Origin of the sequence: Streptomonospora alba (assembly GCF_000826685.1) — a bacterium.
GTDB lineage: Bacteria > Actinomycetota > Actinomycetes > Streptosporangiales > Streptosporangiaceae > Streptomonospora > Streptomonospora alba.
The window spans coordinates 183,160-204,562 of the sequence record NZ_JROO01000027.1 but is presented as its reverse complement, the minus strand read 5'-3'; the positions used below and the strand labels follow the sequence as shown (position 1 = coordinate 204,562).

18 protein-coding genes are annotated in these 21,403 nt (G+C 72.6%); 8 read left to right on the top strand and 10 right to left on the bottom strand.

Going from position 1 to position 21,403, the window contains the following annotated elements:
• Positions 1-24: 24 nt before the first annotated feature.
• Positions 25-1,269: an MFS transporter gene (locus LP52_RS14425; RefSeq protein WP_052809840.1), complete on the bottom strand. Its 1,245-nt coding sequence runs from the start codon at positions 1,267-1,269 to the stop codon at positions 25-27.
• Positions 1,266-1,847, bottom strand: coding sequence for a helix-turn-helix domain-containing protein (locus LP52_RS27310; protein WP_040274008.1), 582 nt, complete (start codon positions 1,845-1,847; stop codon positions 1,266-1,268). The genes LP52_RS14425 and LP52_RS27310 overlap by 4 nt, the downstream gene beginning before the upstream one ends.
• Positions 1,848-2,004: 157 nt before the next feature.
• Here LP52_RS27310 and LP52_RS14415 point away from each other — a divergent pair, with 157 nt between their 5' ends.
• A complete protein-coding gene (locus LP52_RS14415; protein WP_040274006.1) occupies positions 2,005-2,274 on the top strand; it encodes a hypothetical protein in 270 nt (89 codons plus the stop codon).
• 126 nt (positions 2,275-2,400) lie between these two features.
• Here the strand turns inward: LP52_RS14415 and LP52_RS14410 are convergent, their stop codons facing one another.
• A complete protein-coding gene (locus LP52_RS14410; protein WP_040274004.1) occupies positions 2,401-3,486 on the bottom strand; it encodes a suppressor of fused domain protein in 1,086 nt (361 codons plus the stop codon).
• Between the two features lie 247 nt (positions 3,487-3,733).
• On the opposite strand from LP52_RS14410, the gene rlmN reads away from it, so the two are divergent.
• Positions 3,734-4,828, top strand: coding sequence for a 23S rRNA (adenine(2503)-C(2))-methyltransferase RlmN (rlmN, locus tag LP52_RS14405; RefSeq protein ID WP_040274002.1), 1,095 nt, complete (start codon positions 3,734-3,736; stop codon positions 4,826-4,828).
• A gap of 63 nt (positions 4,829-4,891) precedes the next feature.
• Entirely contained in the window at positions 4,892-5,341 is a 450-nt protein-coding gene (locus tag LP52_RS14400; protein ID WP_040274092.1) for a VTT domain-containing protein, read from the top strand.
• 30 nt (positions 5,342-5,371) lie between these two features.
• Here the strand turns inward: LP52_RS14400 and LP52_RS14395 are convergent, their stop codons facing one another.
• Together LP52_RS14395 and LP52_RS14390 are read right to left on the bottom strand one after the other, a co-directional pair.
• Positions 5,372-5,857, bottom strand: a complete 486-nt coding sequence (locus LP52_RS14395; RefSeq protein WP_040274001.1) for an Lrp/AsnC family transcriptional regulator — start codon at positions 5,855-5,857, stop codon at positions 5,372-5,374.
• 117 nt (positions 5,858-5,974) lie between these two features.
• Positions 5,975-7,594, bottom strand: coding sequence for a PucR family transcriptional regulator (locus tag LP52_RS14390; RefSeq protein WP_040273999.1), 1,620 nt, complete (start codon positions 7,592-7,594; stop codon positions 5,975-5,977).
• Positions 7,595-7,765: 171 nt separating this feature from the next.
• Between LP52_RS14390 and LP52_RS14385 the strand changes: the two genes are divergently transcribed.
• Both LP52_RS14385 and LP52_RS14380 read left to right on the top strand, forming a co-directional pair.
• On the top strand, positions 7,766-9,058 hold the full coding sequence (locus LP52_RS14385) for an aspartate aminotransferase family protein (RefSeq protein ID WP_040273998.1): 1,293 nt from the start codon (positions 7,766-7,768) through the stop codon (positions 9,056-9,058).
• 163 nt (positions 9,059-9,221) lie between these two features.
• Positions 9,222-10,793 carry a CoA-acylating methylmalonate-semialdehyde dehydrogenase gene (locus LP52_RS14380; protein ID WP_084723191.1) on the top strand — a complete coding sequence of 524 codons (1,572 nt, stop codon included), beginning with the start codon at positions 9,222-9,224 and terminating at the stop codon, positions 10,791-10,793.
• A gap of 347 nt (positions 10,794-11,140) precedes the next feature.
• On the opposite strand, the gene LP52_RS14375 is transcribed toward LP52_RS14380, so the two are convergent.
• Positions 11,141-11,302: a hypothetical protein gene (locus LP52_RS14375; protein ID WP_238580925.1), complete on the bottom strand. Its 162-nt coding sequence runs from the start codon at positions 11,300-11,302 to the stop codon at positions 11,141-11,143.
• A gap of 303 nt (positions 11,303-11,605) precedes the next feature.
• The gene (locus tag LP52_RS14370) at positions 11,606-12,406 is read right to left on the bottom strand and encodes a carbon-nitrogen hydrolase family protein (RefSeq protein ID WP_040273996.1); all 801 of its coding nucleotides are present in this window, start codon (positions 12,404-12,406) and stop codon (positions 11,606-11,608) included.
• A 326-nt stretch (positions 12,407-12,732) separates the two neighbouring features.
• On the opposite strand from LP52_RS14370, the gene LP52_RS14365 reads away from it, so the two are divergent.
• Complete coding sequence (locus LP52_RS14365) at positions 12,733-16,080, top strand: DEAD/DEAH box helicase family protein (RefSeq protein ID WP_052809839.1); 3,348 nt, start codon at positions 12,733-12,735, stop codon at positions 16,078-16,080.
• 108 nt (positions 16,081-16,188) lie between these two features.
• Here LP52_RS14365 and LP52_RS14360 read toward each other — a convergent pair whose 3' ends face one another.
• Positions 16,189-16,788: a phospholipase gene (locus LP52_RS14360; protein WP_238580924.1), complete on the bottom strand. Its 600-nt coding sequence runs from the start codon at positions 16,786-16,788 to the stop codon at positions 16,189-16,191.
• Between the two features lie 299 nt (positions 16,789-17,087).
• On the opposite strand from LP52_RS14360, the gene LP52_RS14355 reads away from it, so the two are divergent.
• Positions 17,088-17,420: a nucleotide pyrophosphohydrolase gene (locus tag LP52_RS14355; protein WP_193789989.1), complete on the top strand. Its 333-nt coding sequence runs from the start codon at positions 17,088-17,090 to the stop codon at positions 17,418-17,420.
• An 8-nt stretch (positions 17,421-17,428) separates the two neighbouring features.
• Here the strand turns inward: LP52_RS14355 and LP52_RS14350 are convergent, their stop codons facing one another.
• The gene (locus tag LP52_RS14350; RefSeq protein WP_040273991.1) at positions 17,429-18,181 is read right to left on the bottom strand and encodes a hypothetical protein; all 753 of its coding nucleotides are present in this window, start codon (positions 18,179-18,181) and stop codon (positions 17,429-17,431) included.
• Between the two features lie 724 nt (positions 18,182-18,905).
• Here LP52_RS14350 and LP52_RS14345 point away from each other — a divergent pair.
• The gene (locus LP52_RS14345; protein WP_040273990.1) at positions 18,906-20,312 is read left to right on the top strand and encodes a GH1 family beta-glucosidase; all 1,407 of its coding nucleotides are present in this window, start codon (positions 18,906-18,908) and stop codon (positions 20,310-20,312) included.
• 184 nt (positions 20,313-20,496) lie between these two features.
• Here LP52_RS14345 and LP52_RS14335 read toward each other — a convergent pair whose 3' ends face one another.
• Positions 20,497-21,324, bottom strand: a complete 828-nt coding sequence (locus LP52_RS14335) for a hypothetical protein (protein ID WP_157036331.1) — start codon at positions 21,322-21,324, stop codon at positions 20,497-20,499.
• Between the last annotated feature and the right edge of the window lie 79 nt (positions 21,325-21,403).

The following is a 21,403-nucleotide window of genomic DNA, read 5'->3' as shown; positions in this document are numbered from 1 at the left end:
GGGCGGGGGCGGCCACAGACCCGTTCAGTGCCGGGTGAGCGTGCGTACGCCGGGTACGCTCACCGTCACCAGGCAGGCCGCGACGACGAGCACCGCACCCCCCGCCAGCGCCGGGCGCATGCCTACCAGGGCCGCCAGCGGCCCTGCCGCGGTTTCGCCGATGGGCAGGGCCACGAACGAGCCCAGCGCATCGTAGGAGTACACGCGCGCAAGCTTCTCCGGCGGGATGTTCTGCTGCAGCGACACCTCCCAGGCCACGCCGAACTGCTCCAGCGCGAGGCCGGTGAGGAACATCGCCGGCAGCAGGAACGGCACTGTCGGCGAATATCCCAGGGTCAGCAGCGGCAGCGCGTCCATCCCGGTCAGCGACACCCCGAACAGCAGCGCCCGCCGCGGCTGCCAGCGCGCCGCGAGCAGCCCGCCGACCAGAGCGCCCGCGGTCTCCGCGGACAGCACCAGACCCCACAGGCCGCGCCCGATCGTCTCGTCGGCGACGGCGGGGCCGAGCACCTTCACCCCGCCCGCCCACACCGCGTTGACGATCATGAACTGCAGTACCACGATCCACACCCACGGCCGCGACGTGAATTCGTTCCAGCCTTCGGCGAGGTCGTGCAGCGGGCGGCTGGGCCCGGTGGGGGGAGGCAGGGCGACGCGCACGAGGCCGAAGGCGGCGCCCGCGGCGGCGAAGACCGCCGCGTTCAGGGCCAGCGTCCAGCCGGGCCCCGCGAGTCCGACCGCGCCGCCGCCCGCCGACATTCCCACGGCCATGCCGAACATGATGCCCATGCGCGCTACCGCGTTGGCCTGGCGCAGCAGGTGGGCGGGCACGGTCTGCGGAGTCAGCGAGACCGCGGCGGGCAGCCCCACGGCGGCCACCGCGCCGTTGACCATGCTGAGCGCGGCCAGCAGGGGGACCGAGGCCACGCCGGTCAGCACGCTCGCGGCGATGGCGGTCTGCGAGGCCGCCGCCACGGCGCAGGCGCCCTGCAGGATGACCGAGCGCGGCAGCCGGTCGGCGAGCACGCCGCCCAGCAGCGCGAAGACGACCAGCGCCGCCGATCGGCTGCCCAGCACGATCCCCAGGGCCACCGGCGAACCGGTCAGGTCGAGCACCGCGAAGGCCAGCGCGACGGTGGCCAGCGCGTTGCCGAAGTACATCAGGCTCCGCCCGGCTGCCAGCCCGCGGAAGTTCCGGTAGCGCAGCGGCGCGCGCACGCCGTGTGCCGGCGCCCGGGTGTGCCCCGTCTGCTCCTCGGGGGCGCTCACCGGTCCTCGCCCGTGTCCTCGTCGCCGTCGCGGCCTCCGGAGGCGGTCGCGGAGAGCGCGAACATGACCAGGGTGGTGCCGGTGGGGATCGTGCCGGGAGTGTGCGGGGGCCGGGCGGCGGCGTGCAGGCGGTCGGCGGCATCGGAGACGGTCTGGATCAGGCTGCGCCATTCGGCCGGGTCGACCCACACCTCGGCGTCGGTGAGGTGGCTGGGTTCGTCGGGGTGCACGAATGCGGCGCGGCGCCGGAGTTCGGCAGCGAGGGCCGCGGCCGCCTCCTGGTGGCCTCCGGCGGCGCCGGCCCCCGCGGCCAGCGCCGGCGGGCCGCTGGCCGGATCGTGCCGGTAGCGCCGCGCGAGCCCGCCCGAGACCCGCACCTCCTCGGCGACCTCCAGCAGCCCGCCCTCGTGCAGCCGGCGCAGGTGGTAGCTGACGTTGGCCTGGGTCTCGCCGAGTTCGCGCGCGGCCTCGGCCGCGCTCATGGCCTGGGCTGTGAGCAGCGACAGCAGTCGCAGGCGCAGCGGGTGGGCGACCAGCCGCAGCCCGGCGATCTCCGGGTTTTCGGGGGGCGAAGGCATGGCCGGAACCCTACGCCGCCACGGGCCGACCGTCAAAGAACTGTTTGGTGGTCGCGGCGCCGAGCGCCTCGGGTGCGGCGGGAGGAGATTGCCCGAGTCCCCGACTCGAAAGCCCCGGTCCTGGCACGCTGGTGCCCAGACGAAGCGAGGAGAGCAGATGGAATCCTGGCCGCCGCGCGACACGCTGGGCCGGATCCTGATGGATCTGGCCGGGCTGAAGATCATCGACTACCACAGCACCGAGGAGACGCCCGAAGGCCGCGTCCACCGCGTCACCACCGCGCACGGCTACGAGGTGGCCCTGACCGACGAGGACGTGGCGCCCTTCGCCCTGGGCGCGGGCGCCGCCGAGTTCAACCAGACCCATACGTACAACGCCGTCTCCGACCTCATCGACGAGGTCGTCTCCCAGCGCTGGCGGAGCTAGATGTGATGGCCCCACGCATCAGCGTTGATCTTGTACCTACGGTCACATGTGATCGCTCACAATGACTGTAGGTACAAGATCAACGGGATCAACGAGGAAAAGGCCGGGCATCGCGTCTAGGGCGGGTCAGCCCAGGATCCAGCTGCGGCCTTCGGCGGCGAGCTTGGCGAGCAGGGTGGCCGAATCGTGCTCCTTGGCGAAGAGGTGCTCGGGGCGCGTGATCGGGACGATCCACAGCCACGTGACCGGGTCGCCGTGGAAGGTCAGTCCGGCGGTGTCGGGGGGAAGGTGCCCGGACGGCCCGCTCAGCGGCGTGGGGTCGGCCACCAGCAGAACCGCCGCGCTGTTGCCGCGCATGGCGGTGTCCTCGGGATTGTCCAGCCACTTCACACTGTGCCCGGCGCCGAACCAGGTCACCGCCCGCCAGGGGAACGCCCCGATCCAGCGGAAGATGCGTGCGGCCACGTGCGCCTGGGTGGTGGTGGCCAGCGCCAGCTCGATGCGGGCGTAGGCGGAGGTGTCGGCCATGTAGCGGTCGAGTGTGGGCATGCGCTGGCCGCACATGCCCACCGTGCTCAGCACCGTGTAGGGCCGGTCCTGGGTGGGCGGACGCTCGGAGACCCGGATCAGCGGGGCGTGGCCGTCGGAGACGTCCCAGTAGTGCCCCGCCGGTCCGACGGTGCGGGTGAGGTGGTTGAACACGCTCCGCTGAACGCTGCGCCAGGCGTTGGGGGCGGTCCGCCAGTCCCAGTAGGCCTCGGCGTGGACGACGCGCGGCCACAGCTGCTGGGCCACCGGGTCCAGTGCCCAGGCGTAGGGGGTGCGCCCGATGGCCTCGCGGGCGTAGCCGGGCAGCCCGCTGTCGGCCTCGGCCCAGCCGGGGATGATCGCCAGCAGGCCGTCGTCGTCGAGGAGGGCTACGCCGTCGCCCTCCTCGAACCACACGGCGCGCAGCGCGGAGTCGTTGAAAGGCGCGCGCCCCTGCGGGTGCTTGGTCTGGGCGGCCGGCATCAGGGGCGCCTGGCCGCGGTAGAGGCCTTCGGGGTCGCTGGCCTCCGGCGCCATCTCGTGGTTGGCCAGCCACACCGGCACGCGGATGGAGCCACGGGCGTCGAGGAGGTAGGCGGCCGTGGTGCGGGAGTCGTGCTCGACGACGACGCGGCGGCTGCGGTAGGGACTGTACTGGTCGAGGAGGACGCGCGCTCCGGCCACCTGCCCTCCTTGTCGGTCCTTGTCGTCTTCCTGCGGTCGGTGCCGGAGCGGGTCCCGAGGGGTGGGGACCGGCCGCCACCGGACGGCGCCCACGTGAGCGCCGCATAGTATGAACGGTAGTGCCCGACCGGGCGGCGCCGGCGGTACTGCGCTTTCCGTCGCCGATGGCCGTACAGGCCCCTAAAGTACCGCGACTCGCCGGTCCCGTCTGCTGCTGCCGCCCGCCTCCGATCCGCCTTGGATACCGATGCCTGCCGAGCTCACCTTCGCTGCGCCCCGCAGGGCGCAGCCGCCCCGCCACCTCGCCGACCTCAGTCCCGAGGAGCGCGGCAGCGCTGTCGCCGAACTCGGCGAGAAGCCGTTCCGTGCCAAACAGCTCGCCCAGCACTACTTCGGCCGGCTGGAGTCCGACACCGCGGCCATGACCGATCTGCCCGCCGAGGTGCGCGAGCGGCTCGGCGAGGAGCTGCTGCCGCCGCTGCTGACCCCGGTGCGCCACATCGACTGCGACAACGGGATGACCCGCAAGACGCTGTGGCGCGCCTTCGACGGCGTGCTGTTCGAGTCGGTGCTGATGCGCTATCCCGACCGGATCACGCTGTGCGTCTCCTCCCAAGCCGGCTGCGGCATGAACTGCCCCTTCTGCGCCACCGGCCAGAACGGCCTCACCCGCAACCTGTCCACCGGCGAGATCACCGACCAGGTGGTCTCGATCGCACGCGACCTGGCGCGCGGCGACGTCGCCGGCGGGCCGGGGCGCATCAGCAACATCGTGTTCATGGGCATGGGCGAGCCGCTCGCCAACTACCGCCGGGTGCTCGACTCGGTGCGCCGCATGACCGATCCGGTGCCCGGCGGGCTGGGCATGTCCCAGCGCGGCGTGACCGTCTCCACGGTGGGCCTGGTGCCGGCGATCGACAAGCTGATCGCCCAGCGAATGCAGGTCCGGCTGGCGATCTCGCTGCACGCCCCCGACGACGAGCTGCGCGACGAGCTGGTGCCGGTGAACACGCGGTGGAAGATCGACGAGGTCCTCGACTCCGCCTGGCGCTACGCCGACACCACCGGGCGCCGCGTCTCGATCGAATACGCCCTCATCCGCGACATCAACGACCAGGCCTGGCGGGCCGACCTGCTGGGGAGCCTGCTCAAGGGGCGCCTGGCCCACGTCAACCTGATCCCGCTGAATCCGACTCCGGGTTCGAAGTGGACGGCCTCCCGGCCCGAGGACGAGCGGGAGTTCGTGCGGCGTCTGGAGTCGCACGGGATCTCCGTCACCATCCGCGACACCCGCGGCCAGGAGATCGACGGCGCCTGCGGCCAGCTCGCCGCCGCCGAGTAGCCGCGCCCCGGACCCCCGCGACCACCGGAGCCGAGTGTGCCCCAGTCCGCCGTCGAGACCGCGATGGCCTTTGCGTTCGGGCTGCTCTCGGCGGTGGTTCCGGTGCTCAACGTGGAGCTGTACCTGGTGGGCTTGGGCGCGCTGGGCGGGGGGACCCTGCTGGCGGGCGCGGCGGCGGCCGGGCTCGGCCAGACGCTGGGCAAGATCCTGTACTTCTACATCGGGCGCGGTGCGCTCAACGTGCCCTGGCTCAAGCGCCGCGCCAAGACGCCGCCGCGCTGGGCGGAGCGGGCCGAGCGCTGGCGCGCCAAGGCCGAGGGGCGGCCGCTGTGGACGCTCGGCCTGGTGGCGGTGAGCTCTTTCGCGAGCGTCCCGCCGTTCATGGTCGTCTCGGTCCTGGCGGGCACGTTGGGCATGTCGGTGTGGGGCTTCGCCGCCGTGACCTTCGTGACGCGCACGGCGCGCTTCGCGGTCGTGGTCTACGCGCCGGGGGCGGCGCTGTGGCTGTTCTAGCGTCGTCAGCCGGCCCGCCGCGGCTCCCGCTCAGCGGGTGCCCCAGGCGTAGGTCTGCTTGTGCAGTCGCAGGTACAGGAACGTCTCCGTGCCCGTGACGGTGGGCACCGCCCGGATGGAGCTGAGCAGTTGCAGCAACTGCTCGTCGTCGGCGGCCACCACCTCGACCAGGATGTCGAAGGACCCCGCGGTGACGACCACGTAGTCCACGCCCTCCAGTTCGGAGATCGCGTCGGCCACGGCTGTGAGGTCGCCGTTGGAGCGCACGGCGATCATGGCCTGGCGGCTGAAGCCCAGCATCATCGGGTCGGTCACACCCACGACCTGTACGACCCCGGCCTCCAGCAGGCGCTGGACGCGCTGGCGCACCGCCGCCTCCGACAGGCCCACGGCCTTGCCGATGGCGGCGTAGGAGCGTCGCCCGTCCTGCTGCAGCTGCTCGATGATGCGCTTGGCCGTCGCATCGAGGTGGGCGTTCTTCCGAGCGGCCGGCGCCGTATCACCGTGGTCGGTCACAGGGTCCTCCGATTGGCGTAAACAGTTGTTTTAATGCCGAGTGAATCATGAATCGGTGGCATTGGGGGGTCAGTTCGACTGAATTACGATACTCCAGGGGTGTCGGTAGGGGCCGCCTCAGGAGGAGAGCCTGCCCCGGACCGAATCCAACGACAGTAGCGCCACATGCAGCGACAGGCAGGTCTCGACGGAGCCGAGGTCGGCCTCCAGCACGTGCGAGATGCGGCGCAGCCGCTCGTAGAAGGCAGGCCGCGACAGATGGGCGTTGGCCGCCGCCAGCGCCTTGTTGCGGCCGCTGGAGAGGTAGTGGCGCAGCATTTCGGTCAGGTCGCTGCCGTGGCGGGCGTCGTAGTCCAGCAGCGGCCCCAGCTCGCGCTCGACGTAGGTCTGCAGCCGCTCGTCGTCGCGGAACAGGTGCAGCAGCCCTCGCAGGTGCAGGTCGGGCAGCCGGTAGAACGGGCGGCCGCCGTCGCCGCCCTGCTGGTGCAGCGCGACGTCGCCGACCTGGCGCGCCTCCAGGAACGAGCGGCGCACGTCCCGGATCCCCTCGGCCACCGAACCCACCGCCAGGACCGACTCCGCGGTGGCCCGCTCGCCGATGCCCTCCGAAAGCCGGTGCAGGTGCGACTCCAGCCCGCCGGTGCCCGGCACGGCCAGCAGCACGCCCACCCGCAGGTCGTCGATCGACCCCACCAGAGCCGTCAGCCGCAGCGCCCGGCAGGCGCGGGCCACCCCCTCGGCGGTGTCGGACAGCCGCGCCTGGGCCGCCAGGCCGGTTCCCGATTCCCGCAACCGCAGCACCAGCCCGACCAGCTTGCGCCCGGACAGGGGTACACCCACCGCGCGGGCCCGCACGAGGGCTTCGTCGGGATCGGAATAGGCCCGGTCGATGATCCCGGCGATGATGGTGCGGTGGGTCTGGCGCTCCAGGCTCTCCTCGTGGCGTTCCAGCAGCCGCCCGAGCGCCAGTGTGGTGGCCGCCCTTTCGATCAGCATGATCTGGCGCGGCGCGGGCGCGGCACCGGTGATCAGGATCAGCCGTCCCCAGTCCTGGCCGCGCGCGCCGACCATGGTCACCAGCCAGCCGGTGGGGGAGTCGTGGGAGGTGCGCCCGCTGACGCGCACGCCGCGCGAGCGGCTCTCCCACGAGGCCAGCAGGGTCGCGGGATCCTCGCCGTTGAGGTCGCAGACCAGCACCTGGTGGGCGAGGTTCTCCAGCACCACGGGACAGCCCGACAACTCGGCGATCTCCCGCAGCACCCGGTCGGGGTGGGCGCCCTCCACCGAGAGCTCGGTGAAGACCTCGTGCAGCCGCTCGGACTCGCGCAGCTCCTCCAGCTGCCGGTTGACCACGCGGATGTGCACCGCTTCGGTGATCTCCACGAACCGGGCCTCGCGCTCCAGCGCGACGACCGGGATCCCGGCTTCGCGGGCGGGGCGCAGCAGCTCCTCGGGCAGTGCACCGTGGTACTTGCGGCCCAGTTCGACGGCGATGCCCGCAATGCCCGCCGAGGCGAGGCCGTCGATGTAGGACTGCAGCGACTCGGGATCGCCGGGCAGCGCGATCCCGGTGGTCAGGACCAGCTCGCCCCCGCGCAGCAGATGGGCGAGATCGGTGACCTCGGCGATGTGCACCCAACGCACGGCGACGTCGAGCCGGTCGGCTCCGACGACGACGCGCGGGCGTGCGCGGCGCACGGCCGGCAGTTCCAGCACGTCGGCGAGGGTGGGCAGCACGGTGCCAAGTCTAGGGCCGCAATCGCCCTCGGCCGGGGGAAACGGCGGCACGCCTCACGTGGCCCGCCGCGGCGCCGCACACCCCTCCGCGTGACACCGTGTCAATCAGGCATGGGTGAAACCGACACCCTGGCGCTGGCGGGGGCGGCGTATGAGGGTGAGACTGAAGTCATGTCGGAACTTCTCGCTCGTCACCGCGCCGTCATGCCTTCGTGGCTGTCCCTCTACTACGACGAACCCATCGAGATCACCAGCGGCAAGGGAGTCCGCCTCACCGACGCCGACGGCAACACCTACCTCGACTTCTTCGCCGGCATCCTGACCAACATGCTCGGCTACGACGTGGCCGAAGTGCGCGAGGCCGTGGAGCGCCAGCTCGCCACCGGCGTCGTGCACACCTCCACGCTGTACCTGCTGCGCGGCCAGGTCGAGCTCGCCGAGAAGATCGCCCGCCTCTCCGGCATCCCCGACGCCAAGGTCTTCTTCACCAACTCCGGCACCGAGGCCAACGAGACGGCGCTGCTGCTGGCCACCTGCGCGCGCGGCAGCGACCAGGTGCTGGCGATGCGCAACAGCTACCACGGCCGCTCCTACGGCACCGTGGCCGTCACCGGCAACCGCGGCTGGAAGAACTCCGCGCTGTCCCCGCTCAACGTGCATTACCTGCACGGCACCGACCGTGATGGGCGCGCTTTCCGCGCCATGTCCGACGCCGAGTACATCGACGCCTGCGTGGCCGACCTGCGCGACGTGCTGGCCACCGCCACCGCCCGCGACGTGGCCTGTCTGATCGCCGAGCCGGTCCAGGGCGTCGGCGGTTTCACCATGCCGCCGCCGGGGCTGCTCGCCGCCTACAAGGAGGTCCTCGACGAGGAGGGCGTGCTGTTCGTCTCCGACGAGGTGCAGACCGGCTGGGGCCGCACCGGAACCGGGTTCTGGGGCTTCAGCGAGCACGGCATCACCCCCGACGCCATCACCTTCGCCAAGGGGCTGGGCAACGGTCTGGCGGTCGGCGGAGTCGTGGCTCGCGGCGACCTGATGGACGGCCTGACCGCCAACGGCGTGTCCACATTCGGCGGCAATCCCGTCGCTATGGCCGCGGCCAACGCCACACTCGACTACGTCCTCGACCACGACCTCCAGGCCAACGCCGCCCGCCTGGGGCCGGTCATGCTCGACGGCCTGCGGCCGCTGACCGATGCGGCCGCCGTGGGCGCCGTGCGCGGCAAGGGGCTGATGTTCGCGGTGGACATGGTCGACCCCGGCAGCGGGGCGCCCTCGCCCGAGCTGGCCGCGGCGGTGCTGGAGGAGACGCGGCGCCGCGGACTGCTGATCGGCAAGGGCGGGCTGCGCGGCAACGTGCTGCGTGTGGCGCCGCCGCTGACCGTGGAGGAGTCCGACGTCCGCGAGGCCCGCGACATCCTCGCCGAGGCCGTGCGAGAGGTCGACGCCCGGGTGCGCTGACACCGCCCACCGCGCCCCTCCCCACCGGCCGCCTCGGGCCGCTGCACGCGCGCCCGGGGACGGCCGGCCGCCCCCCGCACCGCCGCACGCGCCGTATGCGCGTGTCCCCCTCGTCCGCGTGCAGCCGCCCGCGTATCCGCCCGCGAACCCGCAGAGGTCTCTCATGAGCACACACGTCACCCACTGGATCGGCGGCAAGCCCTTCGCCGGCGCCGGAGCTGCGCAGCGCAGCGCCGACATCAGCGATCCGGCCACCGGCGCCGTCTCCGGAACCGTCGATCTGGCCGGGGCCGCGGAGGTGGACGCCGCCGTCGCCGCCGCCCGCGAGGCCTTCCCCGCCTGGCGCGACGCCTCCCTGTCCGCGCGCACCTCGGTACTCTTCCGCTTCCGCGAACTCCTCGACCGCCACTCCGACGAGCTGGCCCGCATCATCAGCGCCGAGCACGGCAAGGTCGTCTCCGACGCCGCCGGGGAGGTGGCGCGCGGCCTGGAGGTCGTCGAGTTCGCCTGCGGCATCCCGCACCTGCTCAAGGGGGGTTACTCGGAGAACGTCTCCTCGCGTGTGGACGCCTACTCGATCCCCCAGCCGCTGGGCGTCGTCGCGGCGATCACCCCGTTCAACTTCCCGGCGATGGTGCCGATGTGGATGTTCCCCGTGGCCATCGCGTGCGGCAACACCGTGGTGCTCAAGCCCAGCGAGAAGGACCCCTCGGCGGCGATGCGCCTGGCCGAGCTGTGGGCCGAGGCCGGGCTGCCCGACGGCGTGTTCAACGTCGTCCACGGCGACGGCGCCGCCGTGGAGGCCCTGCTGGAGCATCCCGACGTCAAGGCGGTGAGCTTCGTCGGCTCTACGCCGGTCGCCCGCTCGATCTACGCCGCCGCGGCCGCCGCCGGCAAGCGTGTGCAGGCGCTGGGCGGGGCCAAGAACCACATGCTGGTGCTGCCCGACGCCGACCTCGACGCCGCCGCGGACGCGGCGGTCTCCGCGGGTTTCGGCTCGGCAGGGGAGCGGTGCATGGCGATCTCGGCCGTGGTCGCCGCCGAATCGATCGCCGACGACCTCCTGGAGCGCATCACCCGGCGGGTAGCCAACCTGCGGGTGGGCCCCGGCGACGACGAACGCAGCGAGATGGGGCCCCTGGTGACCAGGGAACACCGCGACAGGGTCGCCTCCTACCTGGAGTCGGGCGTGCGCGAAGGCGCCACGCTGGCGATCGACGGACGTACGCATCCGGTGCTGGGCGGCGATCCCGACGGGTTCTGGCTGGGCCCCTCGCTGCTGGACCACGTCACCCCGCGGATGCGCTGCTACACCGATGAGATCTTCGGCCCGGTGCTGAGCATGCTGCGCGTGCCCGACCTCGACGCCGGCCTGGAGTTGATCAACGCCAACCCCTACGGCAACGGCACCGCCGTGTTCACCGGCGACGGCGCGGCGGCGCGCCGGTTCCAGAACGAGGTCGAAGTGGGCATGGTCGGGATCAACGTGCCCATCCCGGTGCCGGTGGCCTACTACTCCTTCGGCGGCTGGAAGGACTCCCTGTTCGGCGACTCGCACATGTACGGCACCGAGGGCGTGCACTTCTACACCCGCACCAAGGCGGTGACGGCCCGCTGGCGCCCGGCGGGGCAGGCAGGCGGCGCGGGCTCCGGGCCGGGCGCAGCCGGCGGGCGGCCCGTCTCGGGCGCAGGCGGAGCCGGTGGCGTGGATCTGGGCTTCCCGGCGGGAGGTTGAGCGCCGAACGCAAGGGTCGGGATTTCGCTCGGGAGGATTTCGCCTACACGGAGTTTTCGCTCCCACACAAGCAGTATCGTTAGGGGCGGACCACCGCGGTGCCTCCACCCCCGGCGCCGCGGTCGGCGGCGCGGACTTCCGCTGCCTGCGTGCTCACCGCCCTCCTCCCCCCTGGACGCGGGCGTGTAGGCAGTGTGGCGCTCCGGGCGCGGATGCCCGTTCCCGGAGCGCCCCGCGTCTGCGGCGGCGGGACGACCCTCGATCCCGCCGCGACCGCCGCTCCCGGCGCCGACCGGCCGTATCGCCGGCTTTCGACCCTCGCTCGGGTGCGGCAAGGTCCATCGGAGTCAGTGGGCGACCAGAGCGCGCTCCAGGGCGCCGGAGTCGTAGTCGGCCGCGATGCCGACGCACTCGCGGCACGCGAGCAGTTCGTCGCCCTCGGAAGAGGCCCCGAGCCGATGGCGGGGCCGGGGCCACCGCGCGTGGCAGGCGGCGCAGGCCTCGCCCACGAGTTGTGCGACGGTGAGTGCCCCCGCGTCAATGAGGTGAATGTCGGTTGTGTCCGTATTTTCGAAGTCTGAATCGCACATAATGCTCAGACCGCTCAACGTCCCTGCTCCCCCCGTGGTTTAGGACAGTCTGGCGGGCTTGCCGTGATCGCGTCTTATTGAATCAGAAGCCGTCTGCTACCGGAATAGCCCAGGCCGAATTTTGTTACTCAGCGGCCAAGTTCAGTGACGATATGTGATGCCGAGGAGAATGCCCGGCTGTGCAATCAGGGGTGAAGAGACGAAATATCGGACACTGTCTGGTCAGTGCGCCGCGGTCACTGTGAACCGCCGTAGCTGCAGGGCTGGGTTCTTCGTCCGGACTTGAGCCAAGCGGTCAGTGGAAATAGGTGCGACCGCAACTCCGGTCTGTTCACCGAGGGCGACGATCCGCGTGCCCATAGGGTCGACGATCATGCTGTTTCCCGCCCCGGTCGGCGCGTTCTGTCCGGTCGCAGCGACATAAAGGGTGTTCTCGATCGCCCGGGCACGTACGAGCGTGTCCCAGTGGTCCTCCTTCTGCGGCCCCGGAACCCACTCGGCCGCCAGCAGCAGCACCTGGGCGCCCGCGTCGGCGATGCGCCGTGTCACCTCGGGAAAACGCAGGTCGTAGCAGGTCTGCAGGCCGAAGGTCACGCCGTCCACGGAGAACGTCTGCGGATCCTCGATGGCGCCCGCTTCCACGACCTCGGACTCGGTCACCCCGAATGCGTCGTACAGGTGCAGCTTGCGGTACAGGGCTGCGAGGGAGCCGCCGGGTTCCACGGCCACCAGCGTGTTGCGGAAGCGCTCGCCGCCCGGCACCTCCTCGTTGACCCCGGCGACGACGACAGCGCCGGACTCGGCCGCCAGACGCGACAGTCCGCTGACGAACGCACCGTCCAGCGGCTCGGCCGCCTCGACGAAGCGGTGGTCGGTCCTGGGCGCGGTGAACATCGCGTACTCGGGCAGCAGTACCACGCCCGCTCCGCGCGTAGTCGCCTCGGCGACCAGTCGGCCCGCCGTCGCCAGGTTCTCCGACTTGTCCTCGCCCGGCGCGAACTGGGCGATTGCCACGTGGACCATGGGACTCCCTACCTGCGACTCGACGGCTCCGACGGCCCCGGCGCCGAGGCGCCCTTGGGCGAGGCCCGGCCCTGCGGCGCGGTCGTCCCCCTGCACGGTGACGACCGCGGCGGTTCATAAAGGATTCTCCCCAAAGCGGGCGCCGACGACCCACCCGGGGCCGCCGTGAGCGGCGCTCCCGTACGTGCGGCCGCGCGTCGGCCATGCGCCGATTTCCCCGTCTTCCTGCGCCGATGCGCGATGCGGCCGACAATGGGTATAGCCCTCAGTGATCATTCGGACACGGAGCGGCATGGCATCAGTTCGGTCCGACAGTGAGGTGCGATATGCGCCTGTCCTCATCCGACCCCGCCGCCGAGCACTACCCGGGCGGCGCGCCGGCGATCGGCGAGGCGGCCGGCAGCCCCCGCGGACCCACCGGCACCGCCGCGGCGGCCGACCCCGCGGTCCCGAGCGCCGGGTGGTCCCCGCTGGAACGGCTGCCCGAGCTGCTCGCCTACTACCGCCGCTGCCTGTGGCGCGAGTCGGTGCTGGGCGGCGGGTGCCGCCTGGCGCCGCAGCCGGGGCCCGGTACACCGGAGGGGGCGACCGTCCCCGGCGAAGCCGGCCCGTCCGGTGCCGTGTGCCTGCCCGGCGGCCCCGAACCGCTGTTCAGCGGGGCCGAGGAGGCCCCGCGCCTGCCGGCCGCGGCGGGTCCGATGGTGCGGACGGCCGAGGGGCGGGAGCGTGCGCTGCGTTACGGCTACCCGCTCGTCGTGCTGGAGTCCCGGCCGCACGGGCACGGCCCGACCGCCCGTGTTGCGCCCTTGCTGGTCGCCGACGTCGAGACCGTGGACGCCGCCGACGGGCCGCGCGTGCGGGCGGTCTCGGGTGCCGACCTCAACCCGGTGCTGCTGCGTGCACTGGGCGTGGACTCAGCGGAGGAGGTCGCCGAGCTCCGCAGGTGGCTGCGCCGCGGCTCGCCCTCCTCCGGCCGTGCCGAGGCCGGCATGTGCGCCGCCGCGGTGCCGCGCGACCTGGAGCAGACGGTGCGCACTCTGCTGGTGCGGCTGGGTATCGAGCGCGCCGACCCGATCCTGCCCTCCCGGCTGCGGGACCTCCTGCCCGAGGGGGGCTCCGCCCCCGGAGCCCGCAACGTCGCCGTGGTCTACCCCGCGGGCGACACCGTCGACGCCGCCGCTCCGGCCGGGCACACGGGCGGCGGCGAGGCGCCGCTCGGCGGACTGATCGCCGAGCTCGCCTCCGAGGCGGCCGGCGGCCTGCGCCTCGACGTCGGCGCCGCCGCCTCCACCGCCCTGGGCGCGCTGCTCGGGGCCGCCGCCCGACCCGGCGACCGGACCGCGGTCCCCGTCTGCACCGCCCCGCTGGACGAGTCGGGGCACCGGGTACTCCAAGCGGCCCTGCGCGACCCACTCACCGTCGCCGCGGCACCTCCCGGTACCGGCGGCGCGGAGCTGGTCGACGCGGTCGTGCGTACGGCCGCCGCTGCGGGCCTGCGCGTTGTGGTCGGCGGCAAGGACGACGGCGTCTTGGACCGCATCGCACGCCGCGCAGGCGACCCGCCGGGCCATACGATCATGCGCGCCGGCGGCGCCGAGCACCGTGCCGCCGAGGCGCGCCTGCTGGAGCGGGTGCGCGATCGCGCCGGTCCCGGTTCCGACACGGCCACCGCCACCGGCGTGGCCGCGCTGCAGGCTGACACCGCCGGCGCCTGGGCGCGGGTCGAGGACCTGCGGCACCGACTGGACCGGATCGCCGCGGCGGGCCGCGACCTCGCGTCACTGGCCCGGGAGCGGCGCGGTCTTGTCGACTTCGGCTGGCGGCCCGAGCGGCTCTTCGGCGGCGGCCGCGGCGGCCCCGAGCACTGGATCGACAGGGCGGAGCGGGCGCTGGCGGGCGGCCTGTCCGGCGTGAAGCACCGTTCGGCCGTCCGCCGCGAACTGGGCGTCGACCCCTCCCCGGAGAACCTGCGGAGGCTGTGCTGGGCGGCCCGGGTGGAGCGCGACTGGCGCGCGGCCCTGGACCGGCGGCACAGCGCCGCACCGCTGGACCGCCTGGTCTGGGATCTGGATGCGGCCCTGCAGCGCCACAGGGCCTCGGCCGCGGCGCTGGCCGACAGCGCGGCGGAGCAGCGCCTCGCACGCGGCAGGTCGGCGGTCAGGAACCGCCTGGAGAGCCTCAACTGGTACGGGAACCGGTGTGCTTCGGCGGTGGCGGCGGTCGGTGCCGCCGCGATCGCCGAAGCCGTCGATACGGCCGGCGCCGCGGACGCGGACGCGGGCACGGCCCGGCAGGAAGGGGAGCGGAGCGGCTCTGGCACCGGTGGCACCGTCCCCGCCGCCTGTCCCGGGTTCGGGCGGCTGCTGACCGCCTTTCCCGCCTGGGCGGTGAGCACTCGTTCGACCCGCTCCCTGCCGGGCGAGGCGGGGCTCTTCGACCTCGCTGTCGTCGTCGACGCCGACCAACTGTCCGTGCCCGAGCTGCTGCCTTTGCTGTACCGCGCCAAACAGGCCCTGATCATCGGCGATCCTGCGCGTCCGGCACCCTGGAGCGCCCTGGAGCCGGCCGAGGACGACCGCCTCCAGCGCGAGGCCGGGCTGTCTCCCGCCCGGCTGGACCGGCGCGCCCTGGCCTTCACCCGGGACTCGGCCTACGACGCCGGCGCCGCGGCGGCTTCGGCTGCGGGTCGCCCCCCGTTGTGGCTGGAGGAGCACCGAAGATGCAGACCGGAGATCGCGGGCGTCGCTGCGCGGCACTGCTACGGAGGCCGGATCGGCGTGCTGAGCCGACCGGGGGTCCAATCCCGGGGCGGCTCCGCGGCCGAGGCGCCGGTGCGGGCCGATTCCGTTCCGGGGCGGAGCGGGGGCGCGTCCCGGAACGGGGACACGGCGCACGGCGGCGCCGTGGAGTGGCGGCATGGCATGGGCGAGTGCGAACCGATACCCGGCGGGGCGGCTCTGAACCGCGCCGAGTCTCACCGGGCCGCGTTCGCCGTGCAGGAAGCCGACGCCCTGCTCCGGGCCGGTGCGCGCCTCGGCGTGTTCGCGCCGGTGCAGCCCCAGCGGGCGCTGCTGCGGCGGCTGCTGGACCGGCAGCGGCTGCGGCGTGAGGTCGGCGTGTACGGGCCGGCGGACCTGCTCGACGACGAGGACGACGCCGTCGACACGCTTGTCGTCTCCGCGGTCTGCTCGGGCGCGCTGCTTCCGGATGTACTGCTGGAGCGGGTGCGCGCGGCCGGGACCTGGTCGGGAGCGCTGGGCAGGACCGTGGAGCGCCTGATCGTCGTGGGCGACCGCGCGTTCTGGAGGGGCGAGAGCGGCCCGCTGGCCGAGCTGGCGCGCAGCCTGGAGGCGGGCAGCGAGCCGGTGCCCGCCACCGCGGCGTTCGAGACCCTGTGCCGGGTGCTGCGCGAGTCCGGCGCCCGCGTGCAGCCGGGTCCCTACCTGTACGGATACCGCGCCGACCTGCGGGTCGCCACCTCCTGCGGGCCGCTGCTGGTGCTCGTCGACCACGCACGTACCGGCGCCGAGCTGCGCCGTCTGGCCGAGCGTGCCGAGCTTCTCGCCGATGCGTCGGGCGAGCGCGTCGCGCGCGTTCCGGCCTGGCGCTGCCTGCACGAACCCGAGGTGGTGGCGGGAGAGATCGCCGAGGGGACGCTGCGCGCTCCGCGGTGAGCGGGACCGGGTCGTCCCACCGGTGAGGCTCAGCGCCCCCAGGGGCGGCCGTGTGGGGGTGCGGGCGGTCTCCTGGCGCCGCCCTCACCGCCGCCGGCTTCCCGGCGATCACCTTCCCACGGGGTACTCCCGCGTGATCCGGACGCCGTTCTCGTCCTCGAACGCGGAGACGAGGCGCTCGGCCTCGGCGGCTGTGTCGGCCTTCTCCAGCTGCTCGTGGACGGCCACGAGCTCCTCGGTCTGCTCCTTCACGTCGGCAGCGCGCAGGGCCGCCGCGGTGTCGGCGCTGCTCGCGCCGAACTGGCGGACGGCGGAGTAGTAGAGGTCGGCCACACCCCGGCACAGCCAGTCCCCGGCGCAGATCCCGTACAGGTCGTCGCGGAAGTTGTCGTCGATGGCCAGCCGGTTGTCCTCGGTGAACCGGTTCTGCAGCTTGTAGTTGCGGTATCCGAAGTCGTGGCGGGTGCAGCCGGGGTCGAAGTCGTACCCGATCGGCTGGTCCGGGGACCAGCTGCAGGAATCGGTGCTCCAGTCGAGTTGGTCGTTGTGGGGGGCTTGGGCGCGAATGTCGATGAAGCTGTTCAGCGGTGTGTGGAAAAGGTAGTCGTCGGTGACGCGCCGCAGCTCATCGGGCGGAAGCGCGACGGCGGCGTTCGCGATCCCCGATCCGGTGAAGGCGAGAATCGCGGCGGCCGAAGCCGCGAGCACAGATTGTCCGATACGTCGAGCGGGGTGACGCAAGGGGGATCCCCTTCCGGGGGTGGCGTGGACATTGCGCCCCCAGATTCCTCAGTGACCGCCTATGCGCGAAAGAGCGACACGGATAACGGCCGGTGATGATTGTGTGGCGGGGTGGATACAGGTGGCCGGTCTCCTGCGTTTCGGGTACGCGATTTCCTGGATTTCCGCCAGACCGCTCGTAGGGCGGTGGAGGGGCGCGGCGAGGCCTCAGCGCCGATGCCCGCCGGAGCCTGATGGTAGAAAGGGGCGCCGTGAGTATCTCGACGATGCAGGAGCTGCTGGCGGACTTCGCGGAGCGGCGCGACTGGGGGCGGTTCCATACGCCCAAGAACCTGGCGATGGCGCTGGCCGGGGAGGCGGGGGAGCTGGCCGCGGAGTTCCAGTGGCTGACCCCCGAGGAGGCGGCCGAGGTCATGGCCGAGCCCGGCAAGGCCGGGGCCGTACGATCTGAGATGGCCGACGTGCTGAGCTATCTGCTGCGGCTGGCCGACGTCCTCGACGTGGACGTGGAGGCGGCGCTGCGGGAGAAGGTGGACCTCAACGAGGAACGCTTCCCCGTCCCCGAAGCTGCGGTCGGGGAGGGCCTCCGTTCGGACTGACGCTGCGCTCACTCCTCCGGCTGGAGGCGGCGGGCGATGACGCCCTCGGTCAGGGCCCCGAGGACCTCGTCCAGGTCTCCGAGGTGGCCGACATGGCCGGTGCGGCGGCGCACCTCGGCGCGGATCGCGGAGGCGACGGGGTCGCTGCGCAGCACGTGGGCCAAGGGCTCCGGCTCCAGGGCGGCCCGCCAGGCGCGCAGCTCGTCCAGGCGGCCGCGGACGACGGCCTCGCGTGTGAGCGGGAGCAGTGCGTCGACGCGCTTGTGCAGCGGGGACTCGGCGCGCAGGTCGACGTCGACGACCAAGCCGGTGCCGTCGTCGCCGTCGCCGACATGGTGCACCTGCCACACCCGGCCGTTGGTCAGGACCACCCACGCGATTCCCTCCTCGCCGGCGTGCAGTTTCGCCTGGCGCAGGTTCCGCGCGTCGAGTTCGGTGGAGCACGGTTTCACTTCGATGAAGGCGAAGAGTTCGCCGTCCAGCGTGATTCCGTAGTCGACGGATTCGCCTTTGGTGCGGTACTCGGTGGTGAGTTCCCCGTACTTGCTGAAGCCCAGGCCCTCGGTCAGGAGATCGGCGACGAGCATCCGGGTGTCGCCTTCGTTGGCGTCGCGGTCCAGGAGCTCATCCAGGGGTCCGGCGAACCGCTCGACGACGCCGGAGAGGCGGCTGCGCACTTCGGTCTCCCATTCGGGAGTCGAATCTCCGAATTCCGGGAATTCCGCGGTTCTGTTCAGGATCTGCGTAGCATCCGGGTCCATTGGGCGCCGCCGTTCCCGTTTCGTATTGTCCGTTCGCCTTCCGGGTCCGCCGTCCGGAAGGCCGGAATAGATCGCCGGAGCAAAACGATAACCCCGCGGGGTGGACTTGGCAAAACGGGGGCTCTCGGCGGCGGTCCGCGGGAGGCGGTCGGCGGTTCTGCGAATCCCGGCGGCGGATGTTCGTATCCGGCTGCCGGGGGCACCGGGCGGCCCCGCAGCCTCCACCGTCCCGTGCGAGCGCCACGCGCGCCCGTGCCGCCCCCGCATCGTCCGCCACGCCGGGATTCTCGCAGCACATCCCATGATCAGGCATTGACCCTGTGTGGACGCGTTCCTAACATCCCTAGGGAAGGTGAATCGGTTCAGTAGTCCAGGCGCCCGGAGGCGGCGCGGACGCTGAAGCGCTTCGATCCGTGCAGGAGCCGAGAAGGGTGGGCGTGGCCGCAGTGCGAGCCGAGGCAGTGCGCCGGCCACGGGCGCCCGCTCCCCAGCGCCGCTTCCGGCGCATCGCCGTGCTTCTGCCGAACGCCGGCCCGCCTTGCGCGATCGCGCGGAGTCCGCTGCGGCTGCGGACTCCGGGCGATCGCGGGGTCCAGGGGTGGGAGTCCGCAGCCGGTGCCCCGGCCTGCTTGGGAGCGCTCCCGCTACGCGGCGCCCCCTTTACGAGCAATGACGTCCGCCGAGCCGACCGTGCGGCGGAGATGACGACGAGTGAGGAACGACGATGACTTCGAACGGACTCCCCGACCTCCCCCCCGATTTCCGGTTCGGGGCCGCCACCGCCTCGTACCAGATCGAAGGCGCCGTCCACGAGGGCGGTCGCGGCCCCTCCATCTGGGACACCTACAGCCATACCCCCGGCGCCGTTGACCGCGGCGAGACCGGAGACGTGGCCTGCGACCACTACCACCGCTACCGCGAGGACGTCGGGCTGCTGCGGGAGCTGGGCGTGGACGCCTACCGCTTCTCCATCGCCTGGCCGCGGATCCAGCCCGACGGCAGCGGCCCGGCCAATCCCGAAGGCCTCGCCTTCTACGACCGCCTGGTCGACGAGCTGCTGGCAGCCGGCGTCGAGCCCGTGGCGACCCTCTACCACTGGGACCTGCCCCAGGCGCTGGAAGACGAGGGCGGCTGGCGGGTGCGCTCCACCGCGGAGCGCTTCGGGGAGTACGCCCGCATCGTCGCCGACCGCCTCGGGGACCGGATCACCCGGTGGATCACGCACAACGAGCCCTTCTGCGCCGCCTTCATCGGCCACGCCATCGGCCGCCACGCCCCCGGGACCCGCGAGGGCACCCCCGCGCTGGCCACCGCGCACCACCTGCTGCTCTCCCACGGCCTGGCCACCCGGCAGCTGCGCGCCTCCGCCGCCGAGCACGACCGCAGGGCGGAGGTCGGCATCACGCTGAACCTGGAGCGGATCATTCCGGCCACCGACTCCGCCGAGGACCGCGCGGCCGCCGACCGTGCCGAGACCCTGCACAACCGCATCTGGCTGGATCCGCTGCTGTGCGGCCACTATCCGCGCAACGAGGACGAGACCTGGGCCGAGCTCGCCGACGGCTCCTATCGGCGCGAGGGCGACCTGGAGATCATCGGGCAGCCGCTGGACTTCATGGGCATCAACTACTACCGCCCTGGCAAGATCAAGGATGCCCCCTACGACGAGCCCGATCCCGCCCGCCGCACCGCGACCGACATCCGGACGTCCGCCGTCCCCTTCGACGGGGTGCGCCTCACGCAGATGGACTGGCCGGTGATGCCCGAGACCTTCGCCGACCTGCTGGTCGACCTTCAGCGCCGGTACCCGGACCTGCCCCCCGTCCTGGTCACCGAGAACGGCTCGGCTGAGGCCGACCTGGACCGCAGCGACGAGGGCCGGGTGCACGACGCGGACCGCATCGACTACGTCCGGGGCCACTTGGACGCGGTCGCCGAGGCGATCAAGGCGGGCGTCGACGTCCGCGGATACTTCGTGTGGTCGCTGATGGACAACTTCGAGTGGGCGTTCGGCTACGACCGCCGCTTCGGGATCGTCCGGGTCGACTACGAGAGCCTGGAGCGCATCCCCAAGGACAGCTACTACTGGTACCGCGACCTCGTCCGGGAGCACGCGGCCAAACGCGGGTGACCGACCGCCTCCGGCCCCGCGCGGCGGCAGCGCCGCTGCGCAGGGCCGGAGGCGAAGCGGCCTTCGAGTCCCGGGACCCGGTTCCAGACGGTGCCGGGGCCTCGGACGGGGCCCGCGACGGTGCGGCGGGAGTCGGCCGACCGAAACCCCACGACGGCAGCACCGACCTCGCGGGACAGAGCGACTAGGGCAGCGGCCGCAGCGAGTCCGCCATCCGGCCGAGCGTCTGTTCGGGCGCCTCCGGCGCCTGCGCTCCCGCCGTGTCGGCGTGGGCGACCAGGTTGAACACGTCGTCGCCCGCGGGCGAGAGGAACGAGACGACCTGAACCACGGCGCGCTCGGGGTAGCAGTCGAACTCGGGCGCCTGGACCTCGACGGTGACCGTGTGGCCGGTGAGGCCGTTGGCGGCGAAAGGCTCGGGGGAGCCGACGGACAGTTCCGGATCGCCCTTGTCGTTGCGGTAGCCGAGCGTGGCCCACAGCTCCGCAAGCTGCCGGGCACCCTCGGCGGTGTCCATGACCTCGCCCATCGTCGATATCCCGGCGCGGCCGGGAGAGGGCGTGTAGCTGTAGCAGGGGCCCTGCCGCGCGCCGTACACGGCGCTGCCGCCCACGCCCACGTGCACGTCGTCCTTCTCGCCGGTGAAGCCGACGAGGACTCCCGGCGCCTCCGCGAACCAGGAATCGGGGATGTCGTAGGCCATTCCGCGCTTCTCCACAGCGACGCCCTTCCAGCCGGGCACCGTCGCGGTCGTCAGAGCCTCGGGGTCGTCGGCCGTGGGCGTCCGGATGCCCACCGGTGAAGGCTCGTCCGAGGGCTCTTCGCCCGCACCGGGCGCGCCGCGCTCGTCCCCCTGCTCGCCGCCCCCGGCGGTGGGCAGCTGAGGCGGTCGCGGTAGGGACAGCCCCTGGGCCATGACCACGATCAGGACGACGATGCTCGCGCCCAGCACGGCGACCGTCGACATGACGGCGACGGCGATCCCGCGTCCCTGCTGTGACCGGGACGGCACGGACGGCGCAGGAAAGGGCTGGCCGGGCTCAGGCGGTTCAGGCGGATTCATGGTGCTTCCGACGGGCGCAGGGGTGCTC